Consider the following 12,315-nt stretch of genomic DNA (forward strand, 5'->3'; position numbering starts at 1 on the left):
AATTGCTACTTCTATCTTTTAGTCTTCAAAGAATCTTTCAAATAATCAGTTAAACAATTTGCCATGAAAAAACAATTACTAATTCTGATGCTGGCGTTGCTTGCGCAGGGAGCTTTTGCTCAGAACAACAGATCGAATGACGAGTTTGGGACGGTATTCGCGAATGATAAAATGTCGAACGGCGGGTACGGGGCGCTGTCAATTGCCTACACCGAAATTGACAACAAAGATGCTTTTGTTGTGGGAGCTCGCGGAGGCTGGATCATCAATCACTCCTTTTCGCTGGGACTGGCAGGATATGGTTTTATTAATGATGTCCATTATAACGATCCGTTTTATGACAGTTTTGATTACAACCTTGCCGGCGGATATGGTGGCCTCTTTGTCGAACCCATTATTGCCCCAATGAGCCCGGTGCATGTGTCGTTCCCGATTCTGCTTGGATTTGGCGCAGTGTCGTACATTCACGAATACGACCATTGGGATTACAGTTGGGAGCGCGAAGGCTTGCACGATGTGTTTTGGGTTATTGAGCCCGCGGTGGAGCTGGAGTTTAACATGACCCGATTTTTCCGACTGGCAGCAACTGCCAGCTATCGCCTGACTTCTGATGTTGACATGGATCTGACAGATCCGGATTTGATGAAGGGAATGAATGTTGGGCTGGTCTTCAAATTTGGAAAGTTTTGACGAGTTCGGAAGAATTGCCTGTCGAGTAAATATGATCTGGTCGGACGATAAGCATTAATGGGATTGTCCGGATATGGATCGTTGGAATTCAGACCTCAGGCTTGAGTGACGGGATTGGGCTATTTTTGTCAAAGCTGAAAATCGAATCGAAAGCTTAGTGAAACCGGGAAGCTCCGACGCAGGGAGGAGATCATCCGGCTGAACTTAGTTTTCGGGAGATGAAAGCTGAAGACAAAAATCAGCCTTGATTTTTCTGTTTCGTCTTTGGATCAAGCCAAAGATGAAAACCCGCCCGGTAGGGCTGTAAAGATTTTATTCTAGCGCTTCGGTCTTTGGGAGAGAATTCAGTCGGTAGGCTTTCAAAAAAAGATGGTTCCCGATTTTCACCGGGAACCATCTTTTTTATTTCAAATTGTCCTTGAATTACAAATCTTTGATCTGGATCAGCTCATCCCAAATCGGGTCACCCTTTGGTGGCTTGGCCACGATGGTGAGCATTTCTTTTTTTACCGGGTGCATGAACTCCAGTTTTCGGGCATGCAGGTGAATACCACCGTCGGGGTTACTTCGTTCTGCGCCATATTTCAGGTCACCTTTAATGTGACAGCCAATGGTCAGCAATTGCGCCCGGATCTGGTGATGACGACCAGTTTCCAAATTAACTTCGAGCAAGTGAAAACGATTCAAGCTTGCTTTGTGCACGTAGCTGAGCGAACAAAGTTTGGCACCTTTTTTCTTTTTAACTGATGCAAAACTTTTATTCTTCACCTCGTCTTTCCACAGGTAGTGTTCCAGTGTGCCTTCCATTTCTTCGGGCAGCACATCAACAACGGCCCAGTAGGTTTTTTTGATGGCCGTTTTATCCTGGAACATTTCGTTCAAACGAGTCAACGCTTTGCTGGTTCGTGCAAAAAGCACAATCCCGCTGGTTGGGCGGTCGAGGCGGTGTGGCGATCCCAGGTAAACATCACCGGGTTTGTCATACTTCTTTTTGATGTAGGCTTTCACCTTATCAATCAGGGGTTCGTCGCCGGTTTTGTCACCCTGTACAATTTCACCGCAAGCCTTATTGACAGCTATCAGGTGGTTATCTTCGTATATTACTTGCATTGATGTAAAAATTCCAAGATTAAAAATCCAAATTCCAAGTTTCGTTTTGTGTTTTAAGTTTCGAGTTGGTCAACTTGGAACCCGAAACTCGCAACTTGGAACTTTTCAATATTGTTCCCGGTCGTTGGGGAAGTCTTTTGATTTGACATCGTCCACATATTGAGCCACCGCTCCTTTAATTTCCTCTGCCAGGTTGAGGTAGCGACGCAGGAAGCGTGGTGAGAATTCCTGGGTAATACCCAACATATCGTGAATTACCAACACTTGTCCATCGACACCGTTACCGGCACCAATACCAATAACCGGGATGGTCAACATTTCAGCTACTTTTTTACCAAGTTCTGCCGGGATTTTTTCCAGCACAACGGCAAAACAACCGGCTTCTTCCAGCAGTTTGGCGTCTTCAATCAGTTTGTTGGCTTCTTCTTCTTCTTTCGCTCTAACCGAGTAAGTTCCGTAACGGTTAATCGATTGCGGCATCAACCCCAGGTGTCCCATGACCGGAATACCGGCTGTCAAAATACGATCAACAGATTCGATGATTTCTTTTCCACCTTCCAGTTTTACAGCATCGGCAGCTGTTTCTTTCATGATGCGAATGGCCGAGTGTAACGCTTCTTTACTGTTTCCCTGGTAGGTACCAAACGGAAGGTCAACCACGACCAAGGCACGGTTTACGGCTTTGCGCACCGAGCTTCCGTGGTAAATCATCTGGTCCAGCGTCATTGGAAGGGTTGTTTCATTTCCAGCCATGACATTCGAGGCAGAGTCGCCTACCAGAATGACATCGCATCCAGCCTGATCAACCAGTTTTGCCATACTGTAATCGTAGCTGGTTAACATGGAAATTTTTTCACCTCTCAGTTTCATCGCCGATAAAACATGAGTTGTGACCCGCTTTACTTCTTTATGTACTGACATCTTATATAAATACTTTGTTTCAAAATGCAAAGTAAGCAACTTTTATTGAATGTACGGAGGAGGGGGGAAGTCAAAAGAGGGAAGGTAAAAGTCAAAAGTCAAAAGACAAGTTTCAAGTTTCAAGTTCCGACCTGCGACCTGCGACCAGCAACCAGTAACCAGTAACCAGTAACCAGTAACCAGCAACCAGCTACGGGATATTATGTCGTTTTGTCACCAATACTGTCAGCATGAAATTCAAAAAACTTCCGATTGTGCCAATTTTTCACCAAAGTCGGACGATTTTTTCTTGGCATAGTGATTGAATAAATCAGTCCGAGTTCAAAAATTTAGAATTGAATAATATTTAAAACTATAGATAAGATGGGAAAAATTATTGGAATCGACTTAGGTACAACCAACTCTTGCGTTGCCGTAATGGAAGGTAACGAGCCGGTTGTAATCCCGAATAGCGAAGGAAAACGCACTACTCCGTCAATTGTAGCTTTTGTAGACGGCGGAGAACGTAAAATTGGTGATCCTGCAAAACGTCAGGCAATCACAAACCCTCACAAAACGATTTATTCTATTAAACGTTTTATGGGTGAAGGTTTTTCAAATGTAAACAAAGAAGTTTCACGCGTACCTTATACAGTAGTACAAGGTGACAACAATACACCTCGTGTACAGATCGACGATCGCAAATATTCTCCGCAGGAGATCTCGGCAATGGTACTTCAGAAAATGAAGAAAACTGCTGAAGATTATTTGGGTCAGGAAGTTACTGAAGCGGTAATTACCGTTCCGGCTTACTTTAACGATGCGCAACGTCAGGCAACAAAAGAAGCTGGTGAGATCGCCGGTCTGACAGTTCGTCGTATCATCAACGAGCCGACTGCCGCTTCATTGGCTTACGGTTTGGACAAGATGCACAAAGACATGAAAGTGGCTGTGTTCGACTTAGGTGGTGGTACTTTCGATATCTCGATCCTGGAATTGGGCGACGGTGTGTTCGAAGTAAAATCAACCGACGGTGACACGCACTTGGGTGGTGACGACTTTGACCAGGTAATTATTGACTGGTTGGCACAAGAGTTCCTGAACGAAGAAGGTTTGGATCTGCGTAAAGACCCGATGGCTTTGCAACGTTTGAAAGAAGCTGCAGAAAAAGCAAAAATCGAGTTGTCGAGCTCAACTTCTACTGAGATCAACTTGCCCTATATTATGCCGGTGAATGGTATTCCAAAACACTTGGTGAAATCATTGAGCCGTGCCAAATTCGAGCAATTGGCTGATACGTTGATCAACGCAACAATGGAGCCTTGCCGTAAAGCATTGAAAAATGCCGGTATGACAGCAGCTGATATCGACGAAGTAATTCTGGTTGGTGGTTCAACCCGTATTCCTGCAATTCAGGAAAAAGTGCAACAGTTTTTCGGAAAAGCGCCTTCAAAAGGTGTTAACCCGGACGAAGTTGTGGCTGTGGGTGCCGCAATCCAGGGTGGTGTATTGACAGGTGAAGTAAAAGACGTGTTGTTGTTGGATGTTACCCCGCTTTCATTGGGTATTGAAACCATGGGTGGCGTGATGACCAAATTGATCGAAGCCAACACAACGATCCCGACTAAAAAATCGGAAACATTTACAACTGCTGCCGATAACCAGCCTTCAGTAGAGATTCACGTTCTGCAAGGTGAGCGCCCAATGGCAAACGGTAACAAAACAATTGGCCGTTTCCACCTGGATGGTATTCCTGCTGCTCGCCGTGGAGTTCCTCAAATTGAAGTGACCTTCGATATTGATGCCAACGGTATCCTTCACGTAGGTGCAAAAGATAAAGCGACTGGTAAGTCTCAGTCAATCCGAATCGAAGCTTCTTCCGGTTTGAGCGACGATGAAATCAAACGCATGCGCGACGAAGCAGCAGCAAACGCTGACGCTGACAAAGCTGCACGCGAGAAAGTTGATAAACTGAACCAGGCTGACAGTATGATCTTCAATACAGAGAAACAATTGGCTGAGTTTGGCGACAAACTTCCGGCAGATAAGAAAGCGCCGATTGAAGCTGCTTTGAACAAACTGAAAGAAGCACATAAAAATCAGGATGTCGCCGGTATCGACGCTGCAACAGCAGAATTGAACGAGGTATTCCAGGCTGCTTCTCAGGAAATGTACAACGCTCAGCAAGGGCAGCCAAACGGCCAGGCAGGACCTGATGCCGGTGCTCAGGGCGGTGGTGCACAAGGCGGATCGAAAGCTTCACAAGACGGTGAAGTAACCGATGTGGACTTTGAAGAAGTAAAATAAAAATCACTTGATATTTGGAAGGCCCGAGAGCTATCTCTCGGGCCTTTTTTTGTGTTCGAAAGAGTGGTTTGTCGGTTTTGCTGCGGGCCTGATGGTGAATTTTGCCGTTTTCGTCTAATTTCGATCGGCTTTACTAAGATTTCTGTTTTCTTCACGCTTTGTTTGAGTGGTAAAATTCTGGAAATAAAAATACGGCGAAGGGAATAAATTGGAATTATCGCCGTTGGTAGCCATAGATCGCTTGTGTAAGACGCTTTGTTTATATCGTGGAAAGGAAGAGTTTCGAAAGAAATTTTAGAAAGGAGAGTTTGCAGCGATGAATTGGTACGTGATTTATGTAAGAGGAAGATATGAGAAGAAGGTATTGGCTTTGCTGAAGAGTCGGCAGGTAGAATGCTTTCTCCCTTTAACCCGGGAAGTGCGTCAATGGACCGATCGCAAAAAGGTCATTGAAGAGCCGCTGATCCGGGGATACCTGTTTGTACGTATCGACTACCGAAATTACTATGGCATACTCCAATTGCCCGGCGTGCTCAATTTTGTGTGTTTTGAGAAACAACCGGCAATTGTTCCGGACTACCAAATTGAAGATTTGAAAATTTTCGCCCGTGAAACCAGTCTCAAACTGGAGGTCAGCTCCGAAGCAATTCGCAAAGGAAAGTTCATTCGTGTAATCGAAGGGCCTTTTTGCGGGGTCGTTGGCGAAATCATTCAACTCCGGGGTAAACGAAAAATCGTTGTTCGGATCAAAGCACTTGGATGCAGTATTTTAGCCGAATTGGGTAAAAATGAAGTCGCACCCTATGCCCAATCTGAAGCTGTTGTTGCTTAATATTCAGGAGAATACTTTCCATAATTCATTAGGTGTAAATGAATGTCTAAATACCTCAAGTAGGTCATTTGATATCCAGTATGTGCTATTTGATAGTTAAATTCTAATTATTTTTACATCTGATTGTGCGGTTGTTTTAGCAATAATTTTATATTTGTTCTTTCAAAGCAGGACTATTTAGTTTCATAATTCATTGTTCAGTTTTGTTTGTTTTGCTGGGTTGCAATGTGTGACCCAGTTGGCGAAGCTTTTTCTTTCGCCGAAAGTTTTTGGAATGCGAATGTGGGCTTAATCGTTTGTTGATCAGTGTGAAAGATAGGTGTGGTGGAATGAGCTTTTTGCTCTGAGAAACGAGCGAGTCAGTGACGGAGATTGCGAGGAAGCACAGTGCGTTAAAAGAGGGGTTAATGACAGAGAAGAATAACATGGCTTTAACTAAAACGAAAATAGTTCGTCGATCTTTAATCGGCATTGGTGGTTTCACGCTGTCCGTGTTCCTCCTTTTAATGTTACCGGCTAATGCGGCTAGAGCTGCAGAAACACAGGGAGAGGAGCTGGCCGCAGCAAGTCCTGGATTACCATCTATCCCACAACGGCGTTCACGCACCAACTTGTGGAGTACCGACCAATACGGACAGATTTATATTTCCGCTGGCTTAAGCGAACAGTTTCAATACATTAGTTTTCTTGGTTTCCGGGGCGCCGTTGATTACCAGTTCTCGCGACGCTTTTCGCTGGGGGGCCAGGCAGCCGTTTATTACGGAAACAGCCGGTTTTACAAGCAGCGTACCCCGCTAATCGGTATTCGTGGCGACTACCACTTGATACGTCCCCGCTATTTTCGTAGAGGCCAACACCTGGATGTCTATATGGGCGTTTCGGGCGATGTATTTTTTGGCGCCGGAAAAGTGAAAAGCAAATCGGAGACGGTTAGTCTGAAAGCGGATGCTCACCTCGGTGCTCGATATCAAATCAGCAAGAGCTTGTTTTTAGGAGCGGAGATCGCGTATCGTTATGTTTATGCCGGTGTGACATTTGAAATTCCATAGAATTGAAGTGCTATGAGATTATTCTCATAACCTTGAATAGAATATACAAGGGCAGGAAGAACAAGCAGGCAACTGTGAGTTTTCCTGCATTTGCTTCGAAGCCCGGCAAACGACCCGCGGTGGTTGTTGAAAGCTCCGCTGAAAACAGTTTTTCCTCCGCTGAAGACCATTTTTCTCCGCTGAAAGAAGGTGGAAGCTCCGGTGAAAACATACCAACAACCAAAAGCAACAGTATTGCTCTCTACAATTCAATTAGTTTTCCTTTTTTTAGCTTTTAAATCTAATAGTAATTCACTTTTACACTAATATTCCCAATGCGGGCAGCAGACAAAGTACTTTTTAACACTCTAGTTCTCTATTTACGAGTTTTCATTACTGCAGGAATTACCTTGTATACGACACGAATTGTATTGAAAGCTTTGGGAGAAATTGATTTTGGAATTTTCAACTTAGTATCAGGGGTTGTTCTGATGCTTTCCTTTTTAAATAATGCATTGGCAAATAGTACTCAGCGTTTTCTTTCTTTTTATCAAGGAAAAAAAGACATTGAAAAGCAGAAGGCAGCTTTTTCGAATAGCCTGATCATACACATTTGCTTGGGGCTATTACTTTTGCTCATTCTTGAAATGGCAGGCTTGTTTTTATTTACTGGATTTTTTAATATCCCAGAACCCCGAATTTATGCCGCCAAAACGATTTATCATTTCATGTGCTTTAATGTATTCATCACAATTATCTCAGTCCCTTATAATGCCTCGCTAATGGCACATGAAAATATACTCTGGGTTGCCTTGTCTAATATCTTCGTGACTATACTAAAACTATTGACAGCATTCCTGGTTCTAAATTCCAGTTTTGACCATCTCATACTTTATGCACTATTCACAGCAGCAATTACATTAGCCAATTATCTTTTCAATTTGGCATATACAACTCGCAAGTATCATGAATGTCTGTTTCTATTTCGAAAGCAGTACTTTAACAAAGAACTAATTTCAAGTATGACAAAATTTGCTGGATGGAATTTACTTGGCGTATTAAGCGGCATGGGAAGAACACAAGGTATTCCGATAATTCTAAACCTTTTTTACGGGACTAAAGCGAATGCAGCCTACGGAGTCTCATACCAAGTATCAGGTCAACTCAATTTTTTTTCAAGTGCAATGTTAAGAGCGTTAAACCCACAAATCATGAAGAGCGAAGGAGAAGGAAACCGAGGCAGAATGCTAAAACTCTCCCTCCTTGCCTGTAAAGTTGGATTTTTACTGCTTGCCATCATAGTCATTCCTTTCATGTTTGAACTAAAAACGATTTTAGCTCTATGGCTTACCGATGTACCCGAATATACGATTCCCTTTTGCTTATTCATATTAGGCTATTTCTTAATCAGTCAACTCACCATTGGTCTCGATTCTGCCATCCAGGCACTAGGTGATTTAAAAAAATATTCAATCATGACCGGAGGTGTTCGCCTTTTGACCCTACCAATAGGTTTCTTGATTTTATACCTGGGTTACGATTTCTATCCATTCTTCTGGTGTTTTCTATCACTTGAAATAATTGCTGGGATATCAAGAATTTTTATTTTAAAATCTAAGGCAGGATTACAAGTTAATTTATTCTTTACAAATGTATTAGTACGATTGAGTATACCTACAATAGCCAGTGTATCGACATGCTATTTAGTTTCTATTTACGTGTCAAACTTTCCATGGAGATTTTTAGTAACTGGTAGTATTTCAGCCCTTGCACTTACTACAATGGTACTTATTTCTGGATTAACAAGCTGGGAACGAGAAGTTTTAATCAAAATATTTGAACGATTAAAGTCCAAAATCGGCAAAAAGAAATGAAACAAAAAGTATTAGCACTATACGGGAATAGAGTATTTTACGGGCATGAGCGTTCGAACATACAAGTATTTAAAACATTGACAGAGGGAGGAACAGACCTTCATATTCTAATCAACAAAAAAGGTATAGCTCCGCAGGCAAAGGAAATTCTTGATAAAAACCAGATCTCTTATTCACAAATTTGTTACCCCGATTGGGCTGATATGCGTAAACCTTTTACTACTTGGAAAGTATTAAAATATGGCAGAAAAGTAATAAAACACAATCTTGATTTTCTTAAGGTACACAGACAATATAAACCTGATTTCGTATACATTGCAAACGACTTCATGTACATAAACCTGATTCCGTCTTTTTTACTAATTAATACAAAAATCATTTACCGTATTGGAGATGCACCAGTATTAACATGGAAACCGTTCAACTTTTTGTGGCGAAATTATATCGTTCGAAGAACACATAAGTTTGTTTGTATCTCGAAATACATTTTGGGAAAAGTACGGGAAGCAGGAAGAGTTACAACACCGAAGGACGTTATTATTTATAATTTCCCCCCGATTAGACTCCCAAGTAAGGAGATTCCATTTGAGAAAAAAGGGCTTACATTTTCTTATCTGGGACAGATTTTTGAAAACAAAGGAGTTGCTCTTTTTGTAGAGTCTGCTATCGAGATTTGTAAAAAGTATGATCATGTATATTTTACACTCGCTGGCAGCTTACTCTATGCCAACGAATTCTCACAAACGCTATTAGAAAAGGTTGAGAACTCTGGCTACGGTGACAGAATCACCTTTTTGGGAAGCATTGAGAACATTGAGAGTTTTTTTAAAAATACTGATGTACTCGTTACTCCATCTTTAAAAGAAGAACCTCTCGGCAATGTAATTGTTGAAGCAAAGGCTAATCGGACGCCTTCAATCATTTTTAAATCTGGCGGAATGCCCGAATTAATCAACCACTTGGAAGATGGTTTTATTTGTGCTGCAAAAACATGTGAAGGACTTAATGAAGCAATCGAGTACTATGCTAGTAAACCTGAGTTTATAGCAAAACATGGAGCTAATGCCTATTCGTCGATTGAAAAACTGCAAATAGAACAGCAATCTTTTTTCACAAAATGGAATAACGTATTTCCGTCCAAATAATCTTATATGGGATTAATTAAGATACTCGCACTTATATCAATCTTGCCTTGCATATACTCCACAAGAAAGGTATTACAGAGAAAAGATATCAATCTATTTGATATCTTGATTTCTTTTTCGACGTTGTATTATTGTATTATACCCATAGTTTCAGATGGACTAATACTTAAGAGTCAATTCCGATCAGAATATGATACAATTGAACTTTTTTTATACTATAATATATTTGCTTACTTAATTTTATTCTACAATTACTACGTAACAACTCAACACTCTAGTAGTAATTTAATTAATACTACTGCTTTCATTAGACGTTATGTTACAAAAACAGAAATACATAAATCCCTAAGCTGGGTATGTCTTCTATTTTTTTTCATCGATTGCTATTCTTTTTCTAAAAACCTCCAACTAAAGGCGGAAGTTTCCTTCTTAAGTTACAACGATATGCGTGAGGCCATTTCACAAAGAAATGGTTACGGAGATGGAGTTTTACATTATTTTCTAAGCCAATTAACCAGTTTTTTCTCAATTCTATCTGGTGTCATCATCCTAAATCAAGTATCGGGAGGTAAGAAAGTAAATAAAATCGCTATACTTTCTCTCGTAGGCTATACAACATTAGCATTGCTTGGAAGCAGAACTCGATTGGTAGGCTATATTTTCATCCTGATAGTATTCACCTATAGTTGCTACAAAGATAAAATCCGCTGGCAACACATTACGAAGGTTGGATTGCCCTTAGTATTAATTCTTTATTTCGTCTTTAATTTCGCACTAGTTTTTCGTTCAACAATTAGAATTCTGGGAGCGCAACAAAAGAAATTAACGCCGATCGAGGTAGTGAAACAAAGTTTAACCAATTTCGATAAAAGACAAGATACAAACCATCAAATTACGAGTAGATCTTTGGCAGTTTTCGCCGCTTTATCAAAAAGTTTCACATCGGAATATGAACCAGGGAAAGGTGAGCTAACAAAATCTTCTATTTCAGTAGGAATTCCTAAAGTTATATACCCAAACAAAAATCCAAATGGATCTCAACTACTTATTGAGTCCAAATTGGGTACTGAATCAGATACTGCTGACTCTTTTTTGATGTTTAGCAGAGTGGAATGGGGATCAGTTTTCGGTGCTTTTTGGTGTTTTTTAATGTACATTTCCACTATTTATTTTTGGTACTACTCATCATTGCTGCTAAGATATATTTTTGACACATTTTCCTATTTTAATCTACTTGTTGAAATATTTCCTATAATATGTACAATAAATTTAGTCCAGTTTATAGAAGCATCTCCAGATTCAATTTCTTCGAGTCTAATTAGATCTCCTTTAATATACTCAACCATATTAGCTATTTTATTTTTGTCAAAAAAATTGTTCGGAGCAAGCTTATTTACTTTAAGCAAGGAAAATGAAGAAATCATCTTAGAAAAATTATCAAAACAATGAAAGTCACGTTCTTCTTCCGGCCAAAAATGAGAGGCGTGCACAGCATCGAGACGCTTTTTGGCAATTTATTTAATCAGTTTCCTCGAGACATAGAGAAGGAAGTCTACATATGCACCCACAAATGGAAACGCTTTCATAGCTATTTAAAAGCCCGAAAATATCAAGGAGAGGTAAACCATATTACAGGAGATATCCATCAAATAGCTCTATTTTTAAATCGAGGAAAAACGATATTGACAATCCATGATATTGGTCGTTGGGAGAGAGACTTGAAAGGATGGAAGAAAAGACTTTTCAAATTGCTTTGGTTAGATTTACCCCTACGTAGTGCAACCATAGTGACAACAATCTCAGAATTCACAAAATCAAAATTAGTCCAGGAATGCGGTATTGCAGCTGATAAAATTAGAGTAATACACAATCCTGCGACAATAGATTTCAACTATGCGCCAGGAGCATTTAACGCTGAGAGTCCTACGATTCTCCAAATCGGAAGTGGTGCACAAAAGAATCTTAACCGATTGATTGAAGCAGTTAAAGGGACCCCATTTCGTTTGTTGTTGATTCGCCGCCCTGATGCTGCAATAGAGTTCAAACTTCAATCATTGAATATCCCTTACGAATGGCATAGTAACCTTTCTCGCCAAGAAGTATATGAGTGTTATAAAAAATGTGACCTTATTTTCTTTGCATCAGAGTATGAAGGCTTTGGTGTTCCAATTCTCGAAGCTAATGCCGTCGGGCGCCCAGTAGTTACATCTAATCTGGCATCAATGCCGGAAGTAGCCGGCAAATCAGCAATCTTAGTTAATCCATACGATGTACAAGAAATCAGAGATGCACTATTTAAATTAAAAGAAAAGGAGCAATACCGTGTACAATTAATACAAGAAGGGATAGAAAATCTGAAGCGATTTTCTCCAGAAAAAACAGCCCAGGCCTATTACGAACTTTATCAAGAAATTAAGCAGACAAACTAA

General features: G+C 40.7%; 10 protein-coding genes. 8 read left to right on the forward strand and 2 right to left on the reverse strand.

The window, feature by feature from the left end:
- The first annotated feature begins 63 nt into the window (after positions 1 to 63).
- Positions 64 to 690: a hypothetical protein gene (locus BC643_RS18335; RefSeq protein ID WP_120274737.1), complete on the forward strand. Its 627-nt coding sequence runs from the start codon at positions 64 to 66 to the stop codon at positions 688 to 690.
- 423 nt (positions 691 to 1,113) lie between these two features.
- Here the strand turns inward: BC643_RS18335 and BC643_RS18340 are convergent, their stop codons facing one another.
- Positions 1,114 to 1,800 carry an RluA family pseudouridine synthase gene (locus tag BC643_RS18340; RefSeq protein WP_120274738.1) on the reverse strand — a complete coding sequence of 229 codons (687 nt, stop codon included), beginning with the start codon at positions 1,798 to 1,800 and terminating at the stop codon, positions 1,114 to 1,116.
- Positions 1,801 to 1,905: 105 nt separating this feature from the next.
- Positions 1,906 to 2,721 carry a 3-methyl-2-oxobutanoate hydroxymethyltransferase gene (panB, locus tag BC643_RS18345; protein ID WP_120274739.1) on the reverse strand — a complete coding sequence of 272 codons (816 nt, stop codon included), beginning with the start codon at positions 2,719 to 2,721 and terminating at the stop codon, positions 1,906 to 1,908.
- A 363-nt stretch (positions 2,722 to 3,084) separates the two neighbouring features.
- Here panB and dnaK point away from each other — a divergent pair, with 363 nt between their 5' ends.
- The 7 genes from dnaK (at position 3,085) to BC643_RS18385 (ending at position 12,315) form a co-directional block, all read left to right on the forward strand.
- Positions 3,085 to 5,007, forward strand: coding sequence for a molecular chaperone DnaK (gene dnaK, locus BC643_RS18350; RefSeq protein WP_120274740.1), 1,923 nt, complete (start codon positions 3,085 to 3,087; stop codon positions 5,005 to 5,007).
- A gap of 316 nt (positions 5,008 to 5,323) precedes the next feature.
- Complete coding sequence (locus BC643_RS18355) at positions 5,324 to 5,839, forward strand: UpxY family transcription antiterminator (protein WP_120274741.1); 516 nt, start codon at positions 5,324 to 5,326, stop codon at positions 5,837 to 5,839.
- A 407-nt stretch (positions 5,840 to 6,246) separates the two neighbouring features.
- Positions 6,247 to 6,888, forward strand: coding sequence for a hypothetical protein (locus BC643_RS18360; protein ID WP_147377269.1), 642 nt, complete (start codon positions 6,247 to 6,249; stop codon positions 6,886 to 6,888).
- 314 nt (positions 6,889 to 7,202) lie between these two features.
- Entirely contained in the window at positions 7,203 to 8,741 is a 1,539-nt protein-coding gene (locus BC643_RS18370; RefSeq protein ID WP_120274744.1) for a lipopolysaccharide biosynthesis protein, read from the forward strand.
- Positions 8,738 to 9,886, forward strand: coding sequence for a glycosyltransferase family 4 protein (locus BC643_RS18375; protein ID WP_120274745.1), 1,149 nt, complete (start codon positions 8,738 to 8,740; stop codon positions 9,884 to 9,886). The genes BC643_RS18370 and BC643_RS18375 overlap by 4 nt, the downstream gene beginning before the upstream one ends.
- A gap of 444 nt (positions 9,887 to 10,330) precedes the next feature.
- Positions 10,331 to 11,335: a hypothetical protein gene (locus BC643_RS18380; protein WP_147377270.1), complete on the forward strand. Its 1,005-nt coding sequence runs from the start codon at positions 10,331 to 10,333 to the stop codon at positions 11,333 to 11,335.
- Positions 11,332 to 12,315 carry a glycosyltransferase family 4 protein gene (locus BC643_RS18385; RefSeq protein WP_120274747.1) on the forward strand — a complete coding sequence of 328 codons (984 nt, stop codon included), beginning with the start codon at positions 11,332 to 11,334 and terminating at the stop codon, positions 12,313 to 12,315. The genes BC643_RS18380 and BC643_RS18385 overlap by 4 nt, the downstream gene beginning before the upstream one ends.

It is taken from the genome of Mangrovibacterium diazotrophicum (assembly GCF_003610535.1).
GTDB classification, from domain to species: domain Bacteria; phylum Bacteroidota; class Bacteroidia; order Bacteroidales; family Prolixibacteraceae; genus Mangrovibacterium; species Mangrovibacterium diazotrophicum.

Bases quoted from the DNA above. Each gene is read 5' to 3' on its own strand.
- BC643_RS18335 (WP_120274737.1), top strand. From the start codon at position 64: ATGAAAAAACAATTACTAATTCTGATGCTGGCGTTGCTTGCGCAGGGA.
- BC643_RS18340 (WP_120274738.1), bottom strand. From the start codon at position 1,800: ATGCAAGTAATATACGAAGATAACCACCTGATAGCTGTCAATAAGGCT.
- panB (WP_120274739.1), bottom strand. From the start codon at position 2,721: ATGTCAGTACATAAAGAAGTAAAGCGGGTCACAACTCATGTTTTATCG.
- dnaK (WP_120274740.1), top strand. From the start codon at position 3,085: ATGGGAAAAATTATTGGAATCGACTTAGGTACAACCAACTCTTGCGTT.
- BC643_RS18355 (WP_120274741.1), top strand. From the start codon at position 5,324: ATGAATTGGTACGTGATTTATGTAAGAGGAAGATATGAGAAGAAGGTA.
- BC643_RS18360 (WP_147377269.1), top strand. From the start codon at position 6,247: ATGACAGAGAAGAATAACATGGCTTTAACTAAAACGAAAATAGTTCGT.
- BC643_RS18370 (WP_120274744.1), top strand. From the start codon at position 7,203: ATGCGGGCAGCAGACAAAGTACTTTTTAACACTCTAGTTCTCTATTTA.
- BC643_RS18375 (WP_120274745.1), top strand. From the start codon at position 8,738: ATGAAACAAAAAGTATTAGCACTATACGGGAATAGAGTATTTTACGGG.
- BC643_RS18380 (WP_147377270.1), top strand. From the start codon at position 10,331: ATGCGTGAGGCCATTTCACAAAGAAATGGTTACGGAGATGGAGTTTTA.
- BC643_RS18385 (WP_120274747.1), top strand. From the start codon at position 11,332: ATGAAAGTCACGTTCTTCTTCCGGCCAAAAATGAGAGGCGTGCACAGC.